Genomic DNA, 21,836 nt, shown 5'->3' on the forward strand with positions numbered 1-21,836 from the left:
GACTCGCGAACCAATCCTGCTTCCTGCCGGGGATGATCCGCCGGATTGCATGCGTAGGGCGCTCTGAGCGAAGCGAACTGCGCCGAAAGAATGCTCGCCGCAAGGGAAGGATTGTCTGGGTTGTTGCCCGGCGCTACGAAGGTGAGCGGGCTTGTTGTTTGAGGTTTGACATGCGGCGCAGTTCGCTTCGCTCAGTGCGACCTACTTTTTATTGCGCCGTACGCGGTAAGCAACCAACTCAGGACCAAGTATGCCACCACCTGACCTCGCACAGGTATCGGTACTCATCAGGAGTATGTGGAACGAACCGGCGCTGACTCAGCGCCATCCACTCTTCAAGGAGTTAATGACCCATCTCACTCCCACTTCGCTCTGTGGGAGTGATTGGTTCGAGTTCATTCGAGCAATGCGAAAACTCGGTATGCCTGATCGGAGCTTGAGTCCCGGCGCTCCTCCAGGTAACTGCGAGAACGCAATCAAAGCGATCATGGACTATTTCGAGGGCACTTCGTACAAGCGCTCACACCTCATTCCACTAGATCTGCTCGACTTCCGTGTCGACCTTGAATTTGGTCCTGCGCAGATTCGTGAGCTCACCCACGAAGAGCTATCGGATCTACTGGCAGCGGAAACAATCAGCTGGTGTACTTACACTTCCCCGGCCCAGATCAACGAATCAATCAAGAGACTTGCTCAGTTCCCATGGCTAATCGTTACAGAGACTGTTGAACGAACCCCGACGCAATCTTTTCCCACGCCTGCAGACTTCGATCTACGCGAGATAGGCTCGGCACGGATTCATATGAATCGCTTGCCAGAGATTGCGGAGAAGGTGCTTTTCTTCCTCCTCCTCCCACAATGGCCAACTAATATGCATATATTTGGCTGGATTCCTTTTGTCATCCCTTGGTGCTACACCGTAAGCGAATGCCCCTTCGAGTACCCAGCTAGATTTCCCGGTCATGAAATGATGACCTGGGTGCCCAAGGGGCCAGATGACCACGACGCTCCAGAGCGCATCAACCTTTCAGAGGATGCAGATGAATTCATGGCCACGTTATTTAATCGGGATAAATGGTATTCGTTTGAACAGGCCTGTCGATCAGAGATCGTCACTGGTCCACTACGCCACTTCTTCACAAAGGGACTTCTCGACGACGGATTCGACTCTTTCCTGTCCCACATGATTTCAATGGAAGCTGTCCTTGATCGCGGGCCAATCAAGAGGGGGGTGCCGACTTGGCAGCAACGCGCACAAGTACTTTGCCCGGAGTCGGACGAAGTGCAGGCCGTACAGGAGCTGAGTGACATTCGGAACAAGTATCTGCATGGACAGCGCCTCCCTGATGGCCTACTGACCTTCGACGGCAACAAGCTATCTAGTGAGGGATTGAATCGCGCCCGGGAGACTGCCAGGTCGATAGTGGAAGCCGCAGTTAACGTAGCCGCGGCGAGGCCAGACCTAACCCGCTCCGACTGGCTGGCAGAGTTGGACGAACGTGTTCGTGAGATGGAGACGCCCCCAACAGCGAGTCGCAAGCATCCGTGACATGAAGTGCGTGTAGCCCGCGCCATGCGGGTGAGCACCGCGCACGCTGGACCCATGCTGGTGCTCGCATGACGCTATTTATCGGCTCTGCCATCAATGGATTCTTGAACGGTGCGCAATGCGCACCCTACGAATTGAACGTCTGCCCCTCAACTCTCCGACCATCCACGCCGGATCGATAACAGACTCCCCGGAAAATCATGCTGGACGTACCTCTCCAGAACGCCCACCTTTTCGCCCACCGACCCCATCCGCAGCACTGCCTGCACAGCCGCTCCCAGCCTTGGTTTGCGGACAGGAATTCTGAAGACCCTCGCTGCAGGCGGCTCGCGCCGATGGCATGCTGAAGATCCTTGCCGGTAGCGGCTCTCCGGCCAGCCAATGCAGCAGCTTCCCCTGATCGATCCGCAGCCAATCACCGGCGAGGCTTCTGCCGTATCCACGTTCTGCCAGCTCTCCTGAGCGCCGTCGCAGGCCGGACACAGCGGCAACGACACATGCAACAAGGTTGCAACAAAGAGGCTGATGTGTTGAAATCGGCCCATGCCTGCCTCGCCCGCTGAAGCCTCCACCCAGATCGACCGCATCCACGCCGTGGGTGCGCGCGCCACGCCGGCGCGCATCGCGGTGCTGCGCCTGCTGGAAAGTGCAGAAAGCGCGCTGAGCCACCGCGAAATCGAGGAGGCGCTGGCGACAGGGTTTGACCGCGTGACGCTGTATCGCGTGCTGGACTGGCTGGTGGAGAGCGGGCTGGGGCATCGCATCACGGATGGCGAGCGGGTATTCCGTTTCAGTCTGGCCGCACCGGCGAATGCCAGCCATGCCGAGCACGCGCATTTCCGCTGCGAGTGCTGCGGCAAGATGTTCTGTCTGGCGGACATTCCCGTGCCGGCGCCGGCGCTGCCGGCAGGTTTCTCGGGCAAGGCCGTCGAATACTGCGTCACGGGGCAATGCGCCCGCTGCGAAACCGACGTGAGCTCCGACGAAAGCTGAAACAGGTCCCGGCGTGGGCCGGTGATTTTCTCGAACAAGGATTTTTCATGACGCTTTTGTACATCGTGCTGGCGACTCTGGCCGGTGGCATCCTCAGTCTGCTCGCGGCCATGCTGCTGATTGCCGGTTTTCCGCAACGCTGGCTGCCACGTCTGGTGGGTTTTGCAACGGGTGTGCTGCTGGCGGTGGCACTGCTGGATGTGTTGCCGGAGGCGTTCGAGTCGGGCGTCGAGGCGCATGCGCTGTTCACCACCCTGCTCGCCGGCTTGCTGGCTTTCTACGGCCTGGAGCGCATCGCGCTGTGGCGCCATGCCCACGTCGACGAGGAAGGCCACGACCATCATTGCCCGAGCCACGGCCATCACCACCATCATGCCGACACGGTGGGCAGCCACACGGTGGTGTCGGTGCTGGTGGGCGACAGCTTTCACAATTTCGTCGATGGCGTGCTGATCGCAGCGGCCTTCATGGCGAGCCCGGCACTGGGCTGGAGCACGACCTTCGCGGTGGTGGCGCACGAGATTCCGCAGGAAGCCGGCGACTTCGCAATCCTGCGTGCAGCGGGCATGTCGACCAAGCGCGCGCTGCTGTTCAACGGGGTGTCCAGCCTGACGGCAATTGCCGGCGGTCTGATCGGCTATTTCGCGCTGGGCACACTGGAAGGTCTGCTGCCCTACATCCTGACGATTGCCGCGGCGAGCTTCCTGTACATCGCGATTTCAGACCTGCTGCCGCTGCTGCGCCGCGAAGGCCATCGGCATACCTCGATGTGGCAGACCGGCGCGATGGTTGCCGGCATCGCGGTGATTGCCCTGAGCGCAATCGGTCATGGCCACTGACAAGCGTATTCCGGTCGTCCTGCTGACCGGATTTTTGGGCAGCGGCAAGACGACACTGCTGAATTCCATCCTGCGGGCGCCTGAAATGGCAGGGGCGGCGGTGCTGATCAACGAGGTCGGCGCGGTCGGGCTGGACCATCTGCTGGTCGAGCAGGTGTCGGAAGACATCACGCTGCTGGAGTCCGGCTGCCTGTGCTGCATGGTGCGCGGCGATCTGTCGCGCAGCCTGCGCGATCTGTTCATGCGGCGGCTCCGCCGCGAGATCGGCGCGCTGGACCGGGTGGTGATCGAAACCACCGGGCTGGCCGATCCGGCGCCGGTGATTCATACGCTTCTCAAGGATTTCTTTCTCGCCGAGCGGTTCCGCCTAGAGGGCGTGGTCACCACCGTAGACGTACGCCACGTGCATTGGCAGCTCGGCCAGCACAATGAGGCCGTCAAGCAGGTGGCGATGGCCGACCGCATCGTGCTCACCAAGTGTGATCTGGCCGACAGCCTGATGATTGCCGAGGCGGAAGAGCGCGTCGCGACGCTGAATCCGGCGGCCGAAGTCTGGCAGGCCGAGCCGGGCAAATTGCCACCCGGCCTGCTCGAAGGCATGAGCCTGTACGCACCGGAGGGCAAGACGCCGGACGTGACGCACTGGCTGAACGAGGCGGCAATCCGCGAGCAGCAGCGCCTTGCCGCGCGCCAGGGCGTGTTCGGCGGCCCGGCTCCGGTGCCGCTGCATGCCGCCGGGATTGCCACTCACGTGCTGCATTTCGAGCAGCCCTTCGCCTGGGGCGATTTCGCCCGGGCGCTGGATACGCTGCAATCGGTGGTGGGCGACCGGATCCTGCGCATCAAGGGGCTGGTCGCAGTGCAGGGCGAAGCGGCGCCACGGATGATCCACGCGGTGCAGCACGAACGCTATCCGGACACCACGCTGCCAGCGTGGCCGGACGAGGATCGGCGCAGCCGCATCATCTTCATCGTCAATGATCTCCCTCTCAGCGTGCTGGAGAAGGCCTTCAGCGCTTTCTGCAGCGCCACCCCCTGCTGAAAGGCTTGCTGCAGGCAGCTCTCCAGACACCCTGCCCGCAAATACCCGCCAGATGCGGGTCTGCGAGGGGCACTCTCTGGTGCTAAGCCGATTATTGGTCCGGCCCGATGAAGTTTGAACTTTGTACCCTGAAAACCGTTCGTGCCGAGTGCCGGCCGCAGGCCGGTGTATCGAGGCGTGGGCCCCACCCTCGACTTGGCCTGTCCTGAGCTAGTCGAAGGGCGCCCTGCGGGCGCACTCGGCTCGAACGGACTTCAAACAAAACCTGACCGGGTCGCATCAGGGCAATAAACGTGACTTCCGTCACGCTCTGCAGCACATGACAGCCACGTGCCACTCAGGGACCGCGACCCGTGGCCGGCAACGGGCCGCGCACCCTTACGGGCAGCGGCCTCACGCTCAATTTCCCCGCTCAAGGACCGTCAACCATACTGAACGACGAGCCTGTCTGCCGCCGCTGAAATCCGGCCGGCATGACAGTCACCGCATCAACTCATTCAGGTGGCAGCGCATGAACTTCATGCCCGTGAAGGCCAACAGCAGCGTGGATTACAACCAGCCGGCCCAGTGCCATGCGCTGCTCAAACGCATCAATGTGACCGACCTCGAGGAGGCCGGCAGCCTGCTGGCCGCCCTGCTCGAAGGCATGGCAGTGGCTTCACCGCCGCCGCATGGCCACCTGCAGGTGCTGGAAGAGGTTCGCCCGACGCTGGATTACGTGCTCGGCGAGGTCGCCAAACGCTATGCCTCGCGCCCCTTGCCGCCGTCCAGCACGGAAGACGACACCCTGCGCCAGGTGGTTCGCCTGTGGTCACTGATGGCCACCAACTACGGCTTCGTCGCCCAGCGCTATGCGCTGGAAGGCAGCCCGGCGCTGGATCAGCATCGCGCCCTGCTGCTGCAGCGCCGCCTGCGTTATCACGTGCTGGCCATGACCGAGTATTTCCGCGCTCGCCGCGAAATGCCCGAAAACCTGTGGCTGGATCTGCACAAGCTGTTCCTGTCGGCCGAGCGCGCCGGCGTTTCGGGCACGCGCGTGCCCGATGCCCTGAATGAAACCTGGGGCGCGCAGAGCCCGCTGGAGTGCTACGTCTCCATGCTGCTGGCGGATGCGGCCAGCCCTTACAGCCGCACCCCGCGCGAATTTGTCTGGGTGGTGCGCTGGGCGCAGCGTTTCGCGCCGTATTGCAGCCTGCAGGACGGGGCCGGCAGCAGCGGTGCCAATCTCTATCTGCTGGAGCAGGATTCCGACCACGGCCTGCGTCCGGCCGTTTCGGTGCCGGCCGGAGCACTGGTGCGCAGTCTCGACACCAGCAAGCTCGCCACCCACATCCAGGCGGTGGTGAGTCAGCTCAAAACCGGCGTCAGCGCGGCTTCGCTGGGGCTGGGAGATGACTGCGTGCAGCCGGCCTGCGCGCGCCTGATCGTCTCGCTGTACCGCCCGTGGGGTCTGGCTTCGTCGGGACGCAAGTTCTCCCGCAAGCTGATTCACGGCCAGGTGCAGGTGTGCAGCGATCCGGTCGCGGTGGCCTATTTCCTGACCGGCAAGAAGTTCGAGCAGCCGGAAGATCACCAGATCCACTACAACGATTTCACCCGCACCGAGGCCATGCTGGCCCTGGGCGAGCGTGCCGAGGAGTCTGACCCGACCGACGAACAGCTGGAGGCCCGCGCTCTGGCGCTGGGCTATGTGCAGGAACCCTGGGATGTGCTGGATCAATCCGTGGCCGGCTTCCGCCTGATGCGCCAGCAGGGCGAGAGCCGCCTCGATCATCGCCAGCTTATCGGTGTGCGTCCCAGCCCGCATGAGCACATGCTGCTGGCCGAGATCAGCTGGCTGCAGTATCAGCAGAACGGCAACCTGAGCGCCGGCATCTCGTTGATGCCGGGCCCGCCGGTGGTGGTGTCGGTGCGCCTGATCGTGCCGGAACGTCCGAATGCCCGCGAGCGCTTCCGGCTGGGCTTCATGGTCCCGGGAGTGCCGGCCCTGAAAACCTCACCGAGCCTGATCGTGCCGGCCAGCTGGTATGTGTCCGGGCGTCAGATCGAGGTGCAGGGCGAGTCGCCGTGGATTGCGCGCATGACGCACCTGATCACGCGCGGCGCCAATTTCGACCGGATCAGCTTTACGCGCGAGGATGCACCCGCTTCGGTGAAAACCGGGCGGTAAAGCAGCTGCCCTTGCCGGGTTCGCTGCGGATGTCGAGCTGTGCCTGATGGCGCGTCAGGATGTGTTTGACGATCGCCAGCCCCAGACCGGTGCCGCCGGTTTCGCGCGAGCGGCCGCGATCCACGCGGTAGAAACGCTCGGTCAGGCGCCCGATGTGCTCGGCACCGATGCCGATGCCGCTGTCTTCCACTGCAAATTCGGCAGAGCCATCTGCCTTCACGCCCCAGCGCAGATGAATGCTGCCGCCATCCGGCGTATAGCGCACTGCATTGCTGGCGAGATTCGAGAAGGCGCTGTGCAGTTCCTTCTGGCTGCCCAGCAGGCTGGCCGGCGTGCCCGCGTCCAGACTGATCTGGTGACGCCCGCCGGACAGCACCCGGGTTTCATGCAGCACGCTGCCCAGCAGGGCCTGCACATCCACCGGGTCTTCCTCGGCCGGCTCCGACCCGGCCTGCAGGGACGACAGGGTCAGCAGATCCTCGATCAGGTGCTGCATGCGCGTCGACTGATCAAGCGCCAGGCTGAGATAGCGCTGGCGGTCATCGAGGCTGAACTCGTCACCCCCATCGAGCAGGGTTTCGACAAAACCGTTCACCACCGTCAGCGGGGTTTTCAGCTCGTGTGACACGTTGGCCACGAAGTCGCGACGCATCATGTCCAGCCGCTCCAGCTGGGTGATGTCGCGGGCCAGCACCATTTCCAGATTTTCGCCGAAAGGAATCCGCTGGATCGCCAGGCTCAGCCCGTCCTGGCGCTGGCTGTGCAGGATCAGCGGCTCCATCTGGCCGGCATCGTCGTCGGCCTGCATGTAGCGCACGAAATCCGGCTCGCGAATCAGGGTGGTGATCGCCCGGCCAAGATCAGTCTCGGCATTCAGGCCAAAATAGCCGGCCGCGGCCGCGTTCATCCATTCGATGGTGTGATGCTGCGAGAGGTAGATCACCCCATCCGGCATGGCCTGATTGGCTTCGCGAAAGCGCGCCAGATTACGCGCCAGCAGTTCGCGCCGCTCCTGCGCATCGCGTGTCCGGCGGCTGAGGCAGGCGAAAATGTAATCCCACACCCCGATGGAACCCGGCACCGGCGTGCCCAGTGGCTGTCGCGCCCAGGCCGCCATCCGCGCCATGTTGCGCAGATGATGCAGCAGCAGTCCGAGCAGGAGCACACAGAGTACGGCAGCGGCCGTATCCAGATCGAAAACAGCCCAGCACAGTGCGGCCACCCCCAGCAGGGTCAGCAGCGTAGCCAGCGAAGCCAGCCAGATGTAGCGACCGGAAAGAATTTGTCCTGCTCCCGCAATGAATCAGTTGGCCGGCGTGGTTTCGATCTCGGTCGAGAAGCGGTAGCCACTGCCCCGCACCGTCTGCACCAGACGATCATGCAGGCCCGGCTCCAGCGCACTGCGCAGGCGCCGGATATGCACGTCCACCGTGCGCTCCTCGACAAAGACGTGATCGCCCCACACCTGATCCAGCAGCTGCGAACGTGAGTGTACCCGCTCTGCGTGGGTCATCAGGAAATGCAGCAGGCGAAATTCGGTCGGCCCCAGATTGATCGGCTCGCCCGCCGCGGTGACGCGGTGCGTGGCCGGATCGAGACGCAGGCCACCCAGCTCGACCGCGTCTTCGGTCACCTGCGGTGCCCGCCGGCGCAGCACCGCCTTGATGCGTGCCACCAGCTCGCGCGGCGAGAAGGGTTTGGTGATGTAATCGTCGGCGCCGGTCTCCAGCCCCAGCACCTTGTCCTGCTCCTCGCCACGGGCGGTCAGCATGATGATCGGGATGGCGCGGGTGCGTTCGTCACTGCGCAGGCGGCGGGCAAACTCCACGCCGGACATGCCGGGCAGCATCCAGTCCAGCAGCACCAGATCCGGCAAGGCCTCGCGCACGATGCGCTGGCCGGTCTCGGCGTCACCCGCACGCATCACGGTATGCCCGGCGCGCGTCAGGTTGGCCGCAATCAGCTCCTGGATCGCGGGTTCGTCTTCGACAAGCAGGATATTGGCAGGCATGGCGTTTCCCTCTTCAGGTCAGTGGCGCAAGTCTATTGCCGCAGCGTGACGCTTTTGTGACAGGTAACCATTGTGCAATACAACAGGAGACTCGCCACGGTTCATGCTTTTCGGGGTGCCTGCCGTGAAACCCGCTGCTGATCGGCCTCTCCGCCATGCCTGTCTGGAGAAGTCCGCCAGGCGCGGCTTGGCAGGCATGCCCCGCAGCACTCTCTGCCCACGTTACTCGGCCCCGCTTTTAACGGATAATCACCGCTTCCCGCATCCGCCGCACCCGAACCATGTCTGGCCTGAATCGCGACACCCCCATTCCCACCGCCCTGACCCTGCATCAGCGTGCGCGCACCCTCGAAATCAGTTTCGAGGATGGCGTCACCGCGAATCTGAGCCACGAGCTGCTGCGGGTGTACTCGCCTTCGGCCGAAGTGCGCGGGCACGGCGCCGGACAGGAAGTGCTGCAGATCGGCAAACAGAATGTCGAGCTCATCGACATCCAGCAAGTCGGCAATTACGCGGTCAAGCTGGTGTTCTCCGACGGCCACGACAGCGGCCTGTATTCCTGGGATTACCTCTACGAACTGGCCTGCGGCCACGAAGTGCTGTGGGGCAATTACCTGCAGCGTCTGGCAGAGGCCGGCGCCAGCCGCGACCCGGCCGCACCGGTACCTGCCGCCCTGCAACCCAAGCCCGCCGCCAAGGCTTGCGGCAAACATTGATCGAGAGTCAGGACATGAACGACAAGACCACCCACTTCGGCTTTGAGCAGGTTGCCGAAAGCGAGAAGGCCGGCCGCGTGCGCGGCGTGTTCTCTTCCGTCGCACAGAAATACGACGTGATGAACGACCTGATGTCCGCCGGCATGCACCGCGTCTGGAAGGCCTTCACCATCGAACTGGCGAATGTGCGCCCCGGCGAGCGCGTGCTCGACGTAGCCGGCGGCACCGCCGACCTGTCGCTGGCCTTCGCCAAGCGCGCCGGCAAGAGCGGCCAGGTGTGGCTCACCGACATCAACTACGCCATGCTCGACGTAGGCCGCGACCGCACCCTCGACAAGGGTCTCCTGCTGCCGGTGGCGCAGTGTGACGCCGAGAAGCTGCCGTTCCCGGACAATCATTTCGATCTGGTCACCGTCGCCTTCGGCCTGCGCAACATGACCCACAAGGACATGGCGCTGGCCGAGATGCGCCGCGTGCTCAAGCCCGGCGGCCGCCTGCTGGTGCTGGAGTTCTCGCAGATCTGGAAACCGCTGGCCAAGGCCTACGACGTGTACTCCTTCAAGGTCCTGCCCTGGCTGGGCAAGAAGATCGCCAATGATGCGGCCAGCTATCAATACCTCGCCGAATCGATCCGCATGCACCCGAACCAGCCCACGCTCGCCGGCATGCTGACGGCCGCCGGCCTCAAGCGTGTCGAGTATTTCAACCTCGCCGCAGGCGCAGTGGCGCTGCATCGCGGCTACAAGCTGTAACACCAGCAGCCTGAAGAGCCGCACCGGACGGCCTTCTTCAGGCATCTCCCGGATCGCGCGCGACGAAAAAAGACCGTGGCGGGAGGCCCGGCCACGGTCAAAGGGAGGAGACAGCAATCATGACCGGCCAGACTGGCCGGCCGGGTTTACAGCTCGACCTTCTTCATGCCCGGAGCGAGCAGGTGGAAGATCACGAAAGCAACCAGATACGCGCAGGCGCTGATGGTGAACAGGGCCCAGTAGTTGCCGGTTCTCTCCAGCACCACACCGATCACGGTTGAAAACAGCACCCCGCCCAGCGAACCGGCCATGCCGCCGATGCCGACGACCGAACCGACCGCATGCTTCGGGAACATGTCCGAAGCGGTCGTGAAGATGTTCGCCGACCAGCCCTGGTGAGCCGCCGCGGCCAGACCAACCAGAATCACCGCCACCCACAGGCTTTGCACCACGGTGGCGAAAGCGATCGGCACCACACAGCAGGCGCAGAGGAACATTGCCATCTTGCGGGCACGGCTGGAGGTCATGCCGGTCTTCATCAATGCGCCGGAAATCCAGCCACCGCCGACACTGCCGACCGTCGCAAACAGATACACCGCCACCAGGGGCGCGCCCATGTGGGCGAGGTCGATCTGGCGGGTTTCGTTCAGCCACTTCGGCAACCAGAACAGGAAGAACCACCAGATCGGGTCCGTGCAGAACTTGCCAATGGCAAACGCCCAGGTCTGGCGATGGCCGAGCAGGCTGGTCCATTTCACCGTCGGCGGGACCACACTGTTTTCCTCTGCCGTATTGTCCTGACGGATGTGCGCCAGCTCCTCGGCATCCACGGCCGCCATGGCTTCCGGTTTGCCGAAGAATTTTGCCCAGGGCAGCAGCCACACCAGACCCAGCGCGCCGATGATGATGAAGGCGCCGCGCCAGCCGTAGTTCAGCGCAATCCACGGAATCAGGGCCGGCGCAAACACCGCCCCGATATTGGCGCCGGAATTGAACAGGCCGGTCGCCAGCGCCCGCTCTTCCTTGGGGAACCACTCGGCGGTGGCCTTGATCGCCGACGGGAAGTTGCCCGCCTCACCCAGCCCCAGCAGGGCACGGGCCCCGGCAAAGCCGGCCACCGAGCCCACTGCGGCATGCAGCATGGCCGCGCCGCTCCAGAACAGCATGGCGATGCTGTAACTCAGCTTGGTTCCCAGCTTGTCGATCACCCAGCCAAAACCGAGCAGGCCGACGGCGTAGGAAAACTGGAAGGCGTTGACGATCCAGCTGTACTCCATCTGCGTCCAGCCGATGTCCTTCTGCAACATCGGAGCGAGCAGGCCGAGGATCTGGCGATCCATGTAATTGATCGTCGTGGCCAGAAACAGCAAGGCACAGATTGACCAGCGATAGCGGCTCACAGTGCGGGCCGGCTTGGCGGCAAGGGCCGCAGCAGCAGTATTCATGTTTGGTATTCCTCGAAAATCTTGACGAAACCGGACGCGACAGACTGCCGGCTTGTCAGACAACTCTGAACAAGGCGGAACAGCGTGACGTGCGGTCAGCAGGTCTTGCGTGCAAGAAGATCAGGCCGCGCAGGCCGACCGCGGAACACTCGGGAACGAGCGCATCCGCACGGCGCGAGGCGACGTGATCAGGCCACGGGCGGAGGCGTCGCCCAGGCGAGGAATAGCCCGATACGCGAGCGAGGATGGAATTCGTAAGCGGATCGCTGTACATGCCGCAGCTGTGGCGGAGCCCGGGCCAGCGGGGTGGCATGGGCCAGCGCAGGTTTCTCTTCGCTGGACTCGGCGAACGCCAGAATCGCCAGCAACACGGCATCGTCTTCGCTGCGCTCGTCGGGCAGCACGCTCTGATGCGACGGCCCCTTGCGGGCGGAGGAGGCAGGCTTGGGAGCGGGTGTCGCCGCGGCCTGGCTGCGCGCCGGCCTGGAGGCCGCGGCGGCCTCGGCAACCGCATCGTCCGCTGTCGGACGCGAGCGCAGGGATGTGCGCTCCAGACTCGCCAGAATGCCGTTGCCGCCATAGGCAATGGCCGAGCGGGCGTAGCGGTTGCTATGCGTGGCCGGCAACTGGGCGAACATGGTCACGGTGAGCAAGGCTTTGCCCACCACCATACTCAATGCGAAGATAGCCGCCCTGCGGGACGTGCACTCGCGCGGTTTCACCCTTTGATTTTTCCCGAATTCGCGCCGCCAGAACTTGGCAGCAATGGAATTGATTGTCTGACAAGAAATATCAATAGTCCAGCTTTGTAAGGCAAGTCCACCGCGCGCTTAATCCAGATCATCCGCGCAGACTTTTTGCCAGCTATTGAAACCAATCCCCGGCAGCACCATCTAATCCCTTGCCGCGCATTTGCGCGACGTGAGGAAACAACAAACATGCTGAAAAAACTGATTCTTGCCGTGGCTGTCCTGACCGCAAGCCTGACGCTCACCATCAATGCTGCCGAAGCGGCACGCATCGGTGGCGGTCGCTCCATCGGCACCCAACGCTCCATCGCCCCGCGCCAGGCCACGCCGCCAGCAGCCGCGCCACAACAGGCAGCGCGCCCGGCCACAGCCCCCAACACCCCCGCTGCACCGGCCCAGAGCGGCTGGCGCAAGTGGGCCGGCCCGCTCGCCGGCATCGCCGCTGCGGTCGGTCTGGCCGCCATGCTGTCGCACTTCGGCATCGGTGGCGATTTCGCCGGCATCATCCTGCTGGTGATCGGCGGTCTGGTTGCCTTCATGCTGATTCGCAAGCTGCTTGCCGGCAACCGGCCGGCAGAGCCAGCCATGGCGGGCGTTCCCAACGCCTATGCCCGCGAAGCCGCACCGCAGGCCGCTTTCGGTGGTGCTGCCCCGCAGAATGAGGCTGCAAGCCGCTTTCCGGCCGGCTTTGATGTGGAAACCTTTACCCGTCAGGCCAAGCTGAACTTCATCCGCCTGCAAGCCGCCAACGACGCCTGCAACCTTGCCGACATCCGCGAATTCACTTCGCCGGAAATCTTCGCCGAGATCAAGCTGGGTATCGACGAGCGCGGCGGCAAGCAGCAGCGCACCGACGTGGTGATGCTGGAGGCCGAAGTGGTCGAAGTGGTCGAGGAGAACGCCCAGTACATCGCCAGCGTGCATTACTCTGGCAAGCTGCGCGAAGAGGAAGGCGCCGCACCGCAAGACTTCAACGAACTGTGGCACCTGACCAAACCCACTGACGGCAACCGCGGCTGGGTGCTGGCGGGCATCCAGCAGTACAACTGAAGGCCGGGGTGAAACCTGCGGCGCGGGGTCATTGCTGCCCCGCCCGCAATGATTTCCACCCCTGCCCCGGTTTTTTACTGTCAGTACCATGGCCGCCGGGCTAAACTCCGGCGGCCATTCTGTTTGTACCCCCCGGAGTCCTGATGTTTTCTGATCTGCCCCTGTTTTTCATCAACCGCCTGCTCGCCAGCGAGACCTGGGCCAGCGATCTGCTGCGCCCGCACGCCGGCCAGACGGCAGTGCTGGAACTCGGCGGATTCAGCCTGCGTTTCACCGTCTCCGCGGAAGCCCGTCTGCACACTGCGGCGGCAGAGGCCATCGAGACCGTGAGCATCCGGGTGCCGGTCGAAGCCCTGCCGGAGTTGCTCGACAGCCCGGAAAACCTCACCCGCCATGCCCACATCGAAGGCAACGCGGCGTTCGCTGAAACGCTGGCCCGGCTGCTGCGCCATCTGCGCCCCGATCTGGCCGCCTGGCTCGCCCCGCAACTCGGCGACGTACTCGCCACCCGCGTCGCTCAGGGCGTTCATAGCGTCGGCAGCACCGCGCTGAACGCCGGCAGGAAGCTTGGCGACGCCACCCTCAGCCTGCTCCGCGACGAAGCCGGCGTGCTCGTCAGCCAGGCCGAGCACGACGCATTCCAGCAAGACCTTGCCGAACTCAGCGCAGGCATCGAAGCGCTGCAGAAACGCGTCGCCCAGCTGAGCAACAGCGCGCAGCCAGAAGCCTGAAAACAACTATAGGTAGTAGCCAGCATCAAGACCACGCCTATATACAGGTCTTGTTTTGCTTGTCAGTGCCGCCTCCGCCGGGTTAGAGTCTGCCCCGCGACGGTTCCATTGCGATCTGTTCCGATGCAGATCGCAAGGGTGAAAAGGGAATCCGGCAAGGTGCCAATGCGCCCCATCCGGAGCTGCCCCCGCAACTGAAGGCGATGAGCCGATACCACTTCGACCACTGGGCGAGCACAAGTCCGGGAAGGTTCGGTATCGACAATGATCCGCCAGCCAGGAGACCTGCCGTCGAAGAACAGTTCCAGCCAGAGGCGGGGTGCCTCGGGCGGGTCACGGATGCACTTTCCTTGCATGAGAGGGCATCCGTGAGCCGGCCGGTGTACCTCTCCTCAGAACAAAAACCAACGAGAGAGAGCCCGCCATGCTAGCCGACAGCCTTGTCACGCCTGCCCTGCCGTCCACGCCCGAATCCGCCGATCTGGCCAACGCCTCCAGCTCCTTCGAGGTCATCCGCCGCAATGGCGCCGTCGTGCGCTTCACGCCGGACAAGATCGCCACCGCGCTGGGCAAGGCCTTCCTTGCCGTCGAAGGCAGCCAGGGCGCAGTGTCCGCGCGCCAGCGCGACCTGATCGCCCGCCTGACCGATTCGGTGGTGCAGGCCTTCACGCGCCGTCTGCCCGGCGGTGGCACCCTGCACATTGAAGACATCCAGGATCAGGTCGAGCTGGCGCTGATGCGCTCCGGCGAACACGACGTCGCCCGCGCCTACGTGCTGTACCGCGAGCGCCGCGCCGCCGAGCGCGCTGCCGCTGCGCCGGTGGAGGCCGAACTCGCCGCCGACACTCCGGTGCTGCATGTACTGGACGGTGATCGCCGCCTGCCGCTGAACCGCGCTGCCCTGCTCGCCCAATGCCGCGAAGCCTGCGCCGGCCTCACCGATGTGTCTGCCGACAGCGTGCTGGAACACGCCCTGCACAATCTGTATGACGGCGTGCCGATGGCCGCCGTGCGCCAGTCGCTGGTGCTCTCGGCGCGCACCCTGATCGAACGCGAACCCGATTACTCCAAGGTCGCCGCGCGCCTGCTGCTGCGCAGCCTGCGTCTTGAAGTGTTGGGTGAAGAGCTGGACCACGCCGACATGGCTACGCGCTATGCCGAAGTATTCCCCAAGCTGATCAAGCGCGGCGTCGAAGCCGAACTGCTCGACGCGCGCATGAAGGAATACGACCTGGCAAAACTGGCCGCCGCGCTCACCGCCGACCGCGACCTGCAGTTCGACTACCTCGGCCTGCAAACGCTGTATGACCGCTACTTCCTGCACATCGAAGACGTGCGCATCGAGCTGCCGCAAACCTTCTTCATGCGTGTGGCGATGGGCTTGGCGCTGAACGAGATCGACCGCGAAGATCGCGCCATCGAGTTCTACCACCTGCTCTCGAGCTTCGATTTCATGAGCAGCACGCCGACCCTGTTCAACAGCGGCACGCGCCACTCGCAGCTCTCGTCCTGCTACCTGACCACGGTGGAAGACGATCTGGAAGGCATCTATCAGGCCGTGAAGGAAAACGCGCTGCTGCAGAAATATGCCGGCGGCCTGGGCAACGACTGGACCCCGGTGCGCTCGCTGGGTGCGCGCATCAAGGGCACCAATGGCAAGAGCCAGGGCGTGATCCCCTTCCTGAAGGTGGTGAATGACACGGCGCTGGCGGTGAATCAGGGCGGCAAGCGCAAGGGCGCGGTGTGCGCCTATCTGGAAAGCTGGCACCTCGACATCGAGGAGTTCCTCGAGCTGCGCAAGAACACTGGCGACGAGCGCCGTCGCACCCACGACATGAACACCGCGAACTGGATTCCGGATCTGTTCATGCGCCGCGTGATGGAAGGCGGCGAGTGGACCCTGTTCTCACCGAACGACACGCCGGATCTGCACGAGAAATTCGGCAAGGCTTTCGAGATGGCCTACGTCGCCTACGAAGCCAAGGCGGATCGTGGCGAACTCAAGCTCCACAAGCGCATTCCCGCCGTTCAACTGTGGCGCAAGATGCTCACCATGCTGTTCGAGACCGGCCACCCGTGGGTCACTTTCAAGGATGCCTGCAACCTGCGTTCGCCTCAGCAACATGCCGGCGTCGTGCATAGCTCCAATCTGTGCACCGAAATCACCCTGAACACCTCCGACACCGAAACCGCCGTGTGCAACCTCGGCTCGGTGAACCTGCCGGCGCATCTGGTACAGGTGGATGGCGCATGGATCATCGATCAGCCCAAGCTGGCCCGCACCATCCGCACCGCCATGCGCATGCTCGACAACGTGGTCGACATCAATTTCTACGCCACGCCGAAAGCGCGCAACTCCAACCTGCGCCACCGCCCGGTGGGCCTCGGGATCATGGGTTATGGCGACTGCCTGCACCGCATGGGTCTGGCCTTCGCCTCGATGGAAGCCGTCGAGTTTGCCGACCGCTCGATGGAAGCCGTCTGCTATCAGGCCTATGCCGCCTCCAGCGCCTTGGCCGAAGAGCGTGGCGTGTATTCCAGCTACCGTGGCAGCCTGTGGGATCAGGGCATTCTGCCGCTGGATTCGCTGCGCCTGCTCGAAGAAGCGCGCGGCGGCTATCTGGAAGTGGATCGCAGCAGCACGCTGGACTGGGACGCCCTGCGGGCCCGCATCCAGAAACACGGCATGCGCAATTCCAACTGCGTGGCGATTGCGCCGACGGCGACGATCTCCAACATCATCGGCGTTTCGGCCTGCATCGAGCCGGATTATCAGAACCTCTACGTGAAATCCAACCTCTCCGGCGAGTTCACCGTGGTCAATGCCGATCTGGTGCACGACCTGAAGGCGCTGGGCCTGTGGGACGAAGTGATGATCGCGGATCTCAAGTATTTCGACGGCTCGCTGGCCCAGATCGACCGCATCCCGGCACATATCAAGGCCTGCTACGCCACCTCGTTCGAGATCGACCCGAGCTGGCTGATTGAAGCCGCCTCACGGCGTCAGAAATGGATCGATCAGGCGCAATCCCTGAACCTCTTCCTCGCCGCCCCGTCCGGCAAGAAGCTCGACGAAACCTACAAGCTCGCCTGGCTGCGTGGCCTGAAGACCACTTACTACCTGCGCACCCTCGGCGCCACTGCCATGGAGAAAACCAGCGCACCGGTCGCCGAAGCTGCGCCGAAGTTCTGCTCCATCGACAACCCGGATTGCGAGTCTTGCCAATGAGTACCAACCTCAATTTCGACGACTGGGACAGCCCCGCGACGCCGGCTACCTCATTGCCGCAGAGCCGCGCTCCGCTTGCCTCTGCAAGCATCGGCAATGAAGAAGTCCGTGCCGCGCGGGTCTCCGAGCATGCCACGCCAATCGCCTCGCCAGCCGCGGCTTCCGGCGCAGGCGGCTTTGCCAGCACATTGAGCGCCGCCACCGCCGGTGCCTCGCTGGCGCCGGTGAACGCGCAGGACAAACGCATCGTCAACGGCCAGGCGGACATCAACCAGCTCGCGCCCTTCAAATACCCCTGGGCCTGGGAGTTCTTCCTCAACGCCAACAAGAACCACTGGACGCCGCTGGAAGTCTCGATGGCGCAGGACGTGCACGACTACAACCACAAGCTCACGCCCGCCGAGCGCCATGTGTTTGAAAACGTGCTGGCCTACCTGACCACCTCTGACATCCTCGCCATGCGCAACATCGGCCTGGCGGTGATGGAAAAGATGAGCGCACCCGAGCTGCAGATCTACCAGGCCCGTCAGGTCTATGAAGAAGCCCTGCACACCTGGACCTACCAGCACTGCATCGAGACCCTGGGCATCGACCAGCAGGAGATCTACAACCGCTACCGCGTGGTGCCCGCCATTCACGGCAAGATCGCGTTGGCCAATCGCAGGCTGGAGCGCGTAATGCGCTCGGACTTCGACCTGCGCGACCGCGACAACCTGCACGAATTCGCGCTCTCCTACATGTTCTTCGCCGGCATCTTCGAAGGCTGCTGGTTCTACAACGGCTTCACGCCGATCTTCGCCCTGCAGCGCCGCGGCCTCATGAAGGGCACGGCCGAGCAGCTGCAGTACATCATGCGTGACGAAGTACTGCACTGCGCCTTCGGCATCCGCGTGGTGCGCGAGCTGCTCAAGGAAGAGAACCTCACGCTCGACCCGGTGCAGGTCAAAAAGCTGTGGGAAGAAGCCGAGGCCGCCGAATCAGCGTATGCAAAATACATCCTGCGCGAACCCATCCTCGGCTACAACTCCGAGCTGCACAGCGCCCAGTTCCGTTTCATCGCCAACCGCCGCGCCCGCCAGATCGGCCTCGCCGAACCCTTCCCGGGTGCCGAGAACGTCCTGCCCTGGCTGGACGAGCAGGCCAACATGCGCAAGGAGAAGAACTTCTTCGAAACGCGCGTGACGGAATATCAGACCGGTGGCGCGCTGAGTTGGGATTGAGTTTTTGCAGCGTGTTTGAATGAAAAAGGCCTCGCGCGATGCGAGGCCTTTTTTTTGCTGCGGCGACTTTCGACCCTAAGGTGAGGGTAGGAGTTATCGGAAGCGGACGTTTTAACGTATGAACTCACCGGCCTGGCAAGGCTTGCCGCGACAGATCCGGTGGAATGGTGGGTTGGGCGTCGCGAATCACTGCCTCGGACGCAGACCGAATTCGAAGCCACATAGCGAACCCACCAATATGGTCGTATTCGAACGGACGGCCATGAAGAGCAGCGAGATCAAGGGAGAGAGGTACGCCGGCTGCGGAAAGTGAGAGCAGTCGGGCATGCTCCTTTCCACGCGCCTCCCATAGAGGTAGGGCTGGATTGTGTGCGAACGCACAGCGAACCATATAGACAAGCGTTCGTAATTCGTCGTTGGGTTGCCGTGACTGGGGTTTACGTTTCAGATTGGCCACGTCGAAAGCGGCATCGAGGACCATTGCCGACGTGCCAAAAGCCATACCGACCAATGCTTGCGATGCGGGGACAACTGCTTCAATCGTTGCAAATGTACCCGACGGAAAGCCCACATTTTCTCGCTCGAACAAGATTGCTAGGTCGGTGTCTAGGCAGTGCAAGTCGAGATGGCCCAACTCGCAGTAGCACATGAGACGGATAGCAAATTCAAGATGCCGAAATGCGTAATCGACGTCAGCGAGTGCTTCAGTAGTGGTGTTCATGACGCCAACGTTCGATTTGAACAGCAATATTGCGCCCCAACTTGCCAGTTTTCTGCATAACCTACCGGGTGTAAATTCATGGAGATCGGCTCAGTGTCAACGTCTCCGCGATACATTTCTACATCTATTGGCTTACTAAGTTGGTGGCAGAAAAAGCAGCACACGCGAAAGACGGCTCTTGAGCGGCAGGCTCGACCATCCGCTCCCGGCCGACACTTGCCTTCCATGTTATCCGCATGACGGTTGTTCAGGGAAATGGAGGCTTTGTGCGGCATCAACGGGAGCTTCCTGAGCCTATAGGGGCGCTCAGCCTTGTAGGGTGCGCACCGCGCACGCGGAACCCACGTTCATAGCTTCACACACGATCCAATTAGCCGCCGGAATCTCGGGATTTTGGAATGGTGCGCGATGCGCACCCTACGTTCTGCCGTCACGGGCGCGGCGCGCCTGTCTCATGCTCAGGTACTTCGCGAATGCTCTCGCCTTCGATCACCATGCCGTCGTCGTTCGCCGCCGGGCTGCGCGTGGCGAAGGGTGCCTGCTGCATCGAGGGCTGTTCGCGCAGGGCGCGACGCAGCGCACGCGTCTTCCACCAGAAATAGCCGAGGAACACGGCACCCCCGACCAGCAGCACGCCCACGGCCACCACCGAGAACATCAGCAAGGCCACGACGGCCGCCAGCGTGAAAACCCCGGCGAGCAGCCGTGCCAGGAAACCGGTCGGGGTGTGCGGGCGCGAGGAAGGGATGCGGATGAAAATGGGTGAAACCATGGCGGATGATCCTTGTGGCCAGCGTGCCGGCCGCGTGTGAAGGGAGTGAAGCGTCAGAGCGCGAATCCGCAAAAAGATTCCCCGGCCAGACGGCCGGACGAGCGCCCATTATCCTGATATGGGGGAGACTGCTGAAGTTTCAATGTGCAGCACACAGCAGGGCGCACTGAGCGAGGCGAACTGCGCCGTATGCCAAATTGCCGGACGGGACTCAAACCGTCCGGCGCGGCCCGCGTCTGAGCGGTTTAAAGCCGCAGGAATCATGGCGGCATCGTCTGTGCCCCTGCGATGGTCTGCCTGTAGAGCCGCGCGGAGCCTGCCTGTGCGGGCAATATGCGTGAAGAAGCTTGCTGGGCGCGGCTCTTCAGCATTCGAAGCCCGGGCGCGGCGTTCTGGAAGTAACGAGCCTGTCCAGTGTCGAGGAAACAGACCCAAGAGCCTCCCACGTCCGCGTGAGTGAGGGCGTCGCTCCCACAGGTCGTAAGCCGCCTTGCCTGAATAGCCGCGCCTGTCCTTGCTCTCCAGCATACATGCTTGAAGATCAGCCACCCTTCTTGATTTTCGGCATGCCTGTCTGGAGATGCACGCCCATAGAGGCTCTTCAAGCAGGTGTTCCAGATTTGCGTTTCCGTTACTTGAGAGGCAAGTCTTGATTCGAAAGCAGAGTGGGACAGCACAGAGCCTCCACCCTTTCGTGCTGGAAAGGGTAGAGGCTCAACTGCCGAAAATTACTTCAGGTTCTTGCCGAAGAAGTCGGCAATCGCATCGAAAGGGATCTTGCCGGCCTTGTTGTCATACAGATCGACGTGACTGGCGCCCTTGACGATCAGCAGTTCCTTCGGCTCGGCGGCGGCCGCGTAGGCGGTTTCGCTGAAGTAGCGCGAGTGAGCGTTCTCCCCGTGGATGAAGAGAATGGGGCGCGGCGAGATTTCCTTGATGTAGCTAAGGATCGGCATGTTCATGAAAGACAGGGGCGTGGTCTGGGTCCAGGCGTTGCCGGAGTTGACCGCGCGCGGGTGGTAGCCACGCGGCGTGCCGTAGTAGTCGTAGTAATCAACCATGAACTGCGCTGCGCCGCTGGCCGGCTTGCTGTTGTACGCCGGCTGGTAAGCGGGGCTGCCTTTTTCGGCATCCACCCAGCGCTGGCGGCTCATCTGCTCCAGCGCTTGCGTGCGCTGTTCGAGCGTCATGCTGTCGTTGTAGCCTCTGGACATCACACGGGTCATGTCGTACATGGTGCTGGTGACGACCGCCTTGATGCGCTTGTCCACCGCCGTGGCATTCAAAGCCATGCCACCCCAGCCACAAATTCCGATGATGCCGATGCGCTCACGATCCACCGCCGCATGCAGCCCGAGGAAGTCCACGGCAGCACTGAAGTCTTCGGTGTTGATGTCGGGTGAGGCGACATTGCGCGGCTCACCGCCGCTCTCGCCGGTGTAGGAGGCATCGAAGGCCAGCGTGGCAAAGCCGCGCTCGGCCAGGGTCTGCGCGTACAGGCCGGAAGACTGCTCCTTCACCGCGCCGAACGGGCCGCCCACCGCCAGTGCGGGCAGTGGCTTGTTGCCGCGATCTCTGGGCAGGTAGAGGTCAGCCGCCAGCGTGATGCCGTAGCGGTTCCTGAAAGTGACTTTCTGATGATCGACCTTGCTGCTCTTCGGGAAGGTCTTGTCCCATTCCTGCGTAAGTTTCATGGCGTTCTCCTGTTTGACAACGGGAGTGCCCTGAGCAAGCGCCGGCGGGACGCTGACGAACAGGGCCGCGCAAGCCAGGGCGGCGCTCTGCAGGAATTTCTTGCGTGAAATCAGGGTGTTCATGGGCAATTTCTCCGTGATCGGGGGCGTGCA

Annotated in this window: 18 protein-coding genes and 1 riboswitch; of the genes, 11 read left to right on the forward strand and 7 right to left on the reverse strand. The window is 62.9% G+C overall.

The window, feature by feature from the left end; translation table 11 throughout:
• The first annotated feature begins 295 nt into the window (after nucleotides 1-295).
• The 5 genes from Q9Q94_RS04555 (at nucleotide 296) to Q9Q94_RS04575 (ending at nucleotide 6,593) form a co-directional block, all read left to right on the forward strand.
• Nucleotides 296-1,549, forward strand: a complete 1,254-nt coding sequence (locus tag Q9Q94_RS04555) for a hypothetical protein (protein ID WP_305978833.1) — start codon at nucleotides 296-298, stop codon at nucleotides 1,547-1,549.
• Between the two features lie 543 nt (nucleotides 1,550-2,092).
• Nucleotides 2,093-2,542, forward strand: coding sequence for a Fur family transcriptional regulator (locus Q9Q94_RS04560; protein WP_305978834.1), 450 nt, complete (start codon nucleotides 2,093-2,095; stop codon nucleotides 2,540-2,542).
• Between the two features lie 47 nt (nucleotides 2,543-2,589).
• Nucleotides 2,590-3,381 (forward strand): ZIP family metal transporter, encoded by a 792-nt coding sequence (locus Q9Q94_RS04565; protein ID WP_305978835.1) that lies wholly within the window; start codon nucleotides 2,590-2,592, stop codon nucleotides 3,379-3,381.
• Complete coding sequence (locus tag Q9Q94_RS04570) at nucleotides 3,371-4,423, forward strand: GTP-binding protein (protein ID WP_305978836.1); 1,053 nt, start codon at nucleotides 3,371-3,373, stop codon at nucleotides 4,421-4,423. The genes Q9Q94_RS04565 and Q9Q94_RS04570 overlap by 11 nt, the downstream gene beginning before the upstream one ends.
• 511 nt (nucleotides 4,424-4,934) lie before the next feature.
• Nucleotides 4,935-6,593 carry a hypothetical protein gene (locus Q9Q94_RS04575; RefSeq protein ID WP_305978837.1) on the forward strand — a complete coding sequence of 553 codons (1,659 nt, stop codon included), beginning with the start codon at nucleotides 4,935-4,937 and terminating at the stop codon, nucleotides 6,591-6,593.
• On the opposite strand, the gene phoR is transcribed toward Q9Q94_RS04575, so the two are convergent.
• Both phoR and phoB read right to left on the reverse strand, forming a co-directional pair.
• Nucleotides 6,550-7,893 (reverse strand): phosphate regulon sensor histidine kinase PhoR, encoded by a 1,344-nt coding sequence (gene phoR / locus Q9Q94_RS04580; RefSeq protein WP_371929827.1) that lies wholly within the window; start codon nucleotides 7,891-7,893, stop codon nucleotides 6,550-6,552. The two genes, Q9Q94_RS04575 and phoR, sit on opposite strands and share 44 nt — an antisense overlap.
• A gap of 3 nt (nucleotides 7,894-7,896) precedes the next feature.
• Nucleotides 7,897-8,604, reverse strand: coding sequence for a phosphate regulon transcriptional regulator PhoB (gene phoB, locus Q9Q94_RS04585; protein WP_305978838.1), 708 nt, complete (start codon nucleotides 8,602-8,604; stop codon nucleotides 7,897-7,899).
• A 281-nt stretch (nucleotides 8,605-8,885) separates the two neighbouring features.
• Here phoB and Q9Q94_RS04590 point away from each other — a divergent pair, with 281 nt between their 5' ends.
• The gene (locus Q9Q94_RS04590) at nucleotides 8,886-9,320 is read left to right on the forward strand and encodes a DUF971 domain-containing protein (protein WP_305978839.1); all 435 of its coding nucleotides are present in this window, start codon (nucleotides 8,886-8,888) and stop codon (nucleotides 9,318-9,320) included.
• Between the two features lie 14 nt (nucleotides 9,321-9,334).
• Complete coding sequence (gene ubiE / locus Q9Q94_RS04595) at nucleotides 9,335-10,072, forward strand: bifunctional demethylmenaquinone methyltransferase/2-methoxy-6-polyprenyl-1,4-benzoquinol methylase UbiE (protein WP_305978840.1); 738 nt, start codon at nucleotides 9,335-9,337, stop codon at nucleotides 10,070-10,072.
• Nucleotides 10,073-10,218: 146 nt separating this feature from the next.
• On the opposite strand, the gene Q9Q94_RS04600 is transcribed toward ubiE, so the two are convergent.
• Complete coding sequence (locus tag Q9Q94_RS04600) at nucleotides 10,219-11,517, reverse strand: MFS transporter (RefSeq protein WP_305978841.1); 1,299 nt, start codon at nucleotides 11,515-11,517, stop codon at nucleotides 10,219-10,221.
• Between the two features lie 188 nt (nucleotides 11,518-11,705).
• Nucleotides 11,706-12,182, reverse strand: a complete 477-nt coding sequence (locus Q9Q94_RS04605) for a hypothetical protein (RefSeq protein WP_305978842.1) — start codon at nucleotides 12,180-12,182, stop codon at nucleotides 11,706-11,708.
• Nucleotides 12,183-12,455: 273 nt separating this feature from the next.
• Here Q9Q94_RS04605 and Q9Q94_RS04610 point away from each other — a divergent pair, with 273 nt between their 5' ends.
• The 4 genes from Q9Q94_RS04610 (at nucleotide 12,456) to Q9Q94_RS04625 (ending at nucleotide 18,496) form a co-directional block, all read left to right on the forward strand.
• The gene (locus tag Q9Q94_RS04610; protein WP_305978843.1) at nucleotides 12,456-13,316 is read left to right on the forward strand and encodes a Tim44 domain-containing protein; all 861 of its coding nucleotides are present in this window, start codon (nucleotides 12,456-12,458) and stop codon (nucleotides 13,314-13,316) included.
• A 143-nt stretch (nucleotides 13,317-13,459) separates the two neighbouring features.
• On the forward strand, nucleotides 13,460-14,047 hold the full coding sequence (locus Q9Q94_RS04615; protein WP_305978844.1) for an SCP2 domain-containing protein: 588 nt from the start codon (nucleotides 13,460-13,462) through the stop codon (nucleotides 14,045-14,047).
• Nucleotides 14,048-14,130: 83 nt separating this feature from the next.
• Nucleotides 14,131-14,355: riboswitch (cobalamin riboswitch) on the forward strand.
• Between the two features lie 116 nt (nucleotides 14,356-14,471).
• Complete coding sequence (locus Q9Q94_RS04620) at nucleotides 14,472-17,276, forward strand: ribonucleoside-diphosphate reductase subunit alpha (RefSeq protein WP_305978845.1); 2,805 nt, start codon at nucleotides 14,472-14,474, stop codon at nucleotides 17,274-17,276.
• Complete coding sequence (locus tag Q9Q94_RS04625; protein WP_305978846.1) at nucleotides 17,273-18,496, forward strand: ribonucleotide-diphosphate reductase subunit beta; 1,224 nt, start codon at nucleotides 17,273-17,275, stop codon at nucleotides 18,494-18,496. The genes Q9Q94_RS04620 and Q9Q94_RS04625 overlap by 4 nt, the downstream gene beginning before the upstream one ends.
• 124 nt (nucleotides 18,497-18,620) lie before the next feature.
• Here the strand turns inward: Q9Q94_RS04625 and Q9Q94_RS04630 are convergent, their stop codons facing one another.
• From Q9Q94_RS04630 to Q9Q94_RS04640, 3 genes are all read right to left on the reverse strand, one after another.
• Nucleotides 18,621-19,217, reverse strand: a complete 597-nt coding sequence (locus Q9Q94_RS04630; RefSeq protein ID WP_305978847.1) for a hypothetical protein — start codon at nucleotides 19,215-19,217, stop codon at nucleotides 18,621-18,623.
• A gap of 430 nt (nucleotides 19,218-19,647) precedes the next feature.
• Nucleotides 19,648-19,989, reverse strand: a complete 342-nt coding sequence (locus Q9Q94_RS04635; RefSeq protein WP_305978848.1) for a hypothetical protein — start codon at nucleotides 19,987-19,989, stop codon at nucleotides 19,648-19,650.
• Between the two features lie 728 nt (nucleotides 19,990-20,717).
• Entirely contained in the window at nucleotides 20,718-21,806 is a 1,089-nt protein-coding gene (locus tag Q9Q94_RS04640) for an alpha/beta hydrolase (protein WP_305978849.1), read from the reverse strand.
• Between the last annotated feature and the right edge of the window lie 30 nt (nucleotides 21,807-21,836).

The sequence above is a fragment of the Uliginosibacterium sp. 31-16 genome, from assembly GCF_030730865.1.
Classification (GTDB): Bacteria; Pseudomonadota; Gammaproteobacteria; order Burkholderiales; family Rhodocyclaceae; genus Uliginosibacterium.

Coding starts and splice junctions, on each gene's coding strand:
- ubiE (WP_305978840.1), top strand. CDS start 9,335: ATGAACGACAAGACCACCCACTTCGGCTTTGAGCAGGTTGCCGAAAGC.
- Q9Q94_RS04635 (WP_305978848.1), bottom strand. CDS start 19,989: ATGGTTTCACCCATTTTCATCCGCATCCCTTCCTCGCGCCCGCACACC.
- Q9Q94_RS04600 (WP_305978841.1), bottom strand. CDS start 11,517: ATGAATACTGCTGCTGCGGCCCTTGCCGCCAAGCCGGCCCGCACTGTG.
- Q9Q94_RS04625 (WP_305978846.1), top strand. CDS start 17,273: ATGAGTACCAACCTCAATTTCGACGACTGGGACAGCCCCGCGACGCCG.
- Q9Q94_RS04615 (WP_305978844.1), top strand. CDS start 13,460: ATGTTTTCTGATCTGCCCCTGTTTTTCATCAACCGCCTGCTCGCCAGC.
- Q9Q94_RS04575 (WP_305978837.1), top strand. CDS start 4,935: ATGAACTTCATGCCCGTGAAGGCCAACAGCAGCGTGGATTACAACCAG.
- Q9Q94_RS04560 (WP_305978834.1), top strand. CDS start 2,093: ATGCCTGCCTCGCCCGCTGAAGCCTCCACCCAGATCGACCGCATCCAC.
- Q9Q94_RS04620 (WP_305978845.1), top strand. CDS start 14,472: ATGCTAGCCGACAGCCTTGTCACGCCTGCCCTGCCGTCCACGCCCGAA.
- Q9Q94_RS04570 (WP_305978836.1), top strand. CDS start 3,371: ATGGCCACTGACAAGCGTATTCCGGTCGTCCTGCTGACCGGATTTTTG.
- Q9Q94_RS04640 (WP_305978849.1), bottom strand. CDS start 21,806: ATGAACACCCTGATTTCACGCAAGAAATTCCTGCAGAGCGCCGCCCTG.
- Q9Q94_RS04590 (WP_305978839.1), top strand. CDS start 8,886: ATGTCTGGCCTGAATCGCGACACCCCCATTCCCACCGCCCTGACCCTG.
- phoB (WP_305978838.1), bottom strand. CDS start 8,604: ATGCCTGCCAATATCCTGCTTGTCGAAGACGAACCCGCGATCCAGGAG.
- Q9Q94_RS04630 (WP_305978847.1), bottom strand. CDS start 19,217: ATGAACACCACTACTGAAGCACTCGCTGACGTCGATTACGCATTTCGG.
- Q9Q94_RS04565 (WP_305978835.1), top strand. CDS start 2,590: ATGACGCTTTTGTACATCGTGCTGGCGACTCTGGCCGGTGGCATCCTC.
- Q9Q94_RS04610 (WP_305978843.1), top strand. CDS start 12,456: ATGCTGAAAAAACTGATTCTTGCCGTGGCTGTCCTGACCGCAAGCCTG.
- Q9Q94_RS04555 (WP_305978833.1), top strand. CDS start 296: ATGTGGAACGAACCGGCGCTGACTCAGCGCCATCCACTCTTCAAGGAG.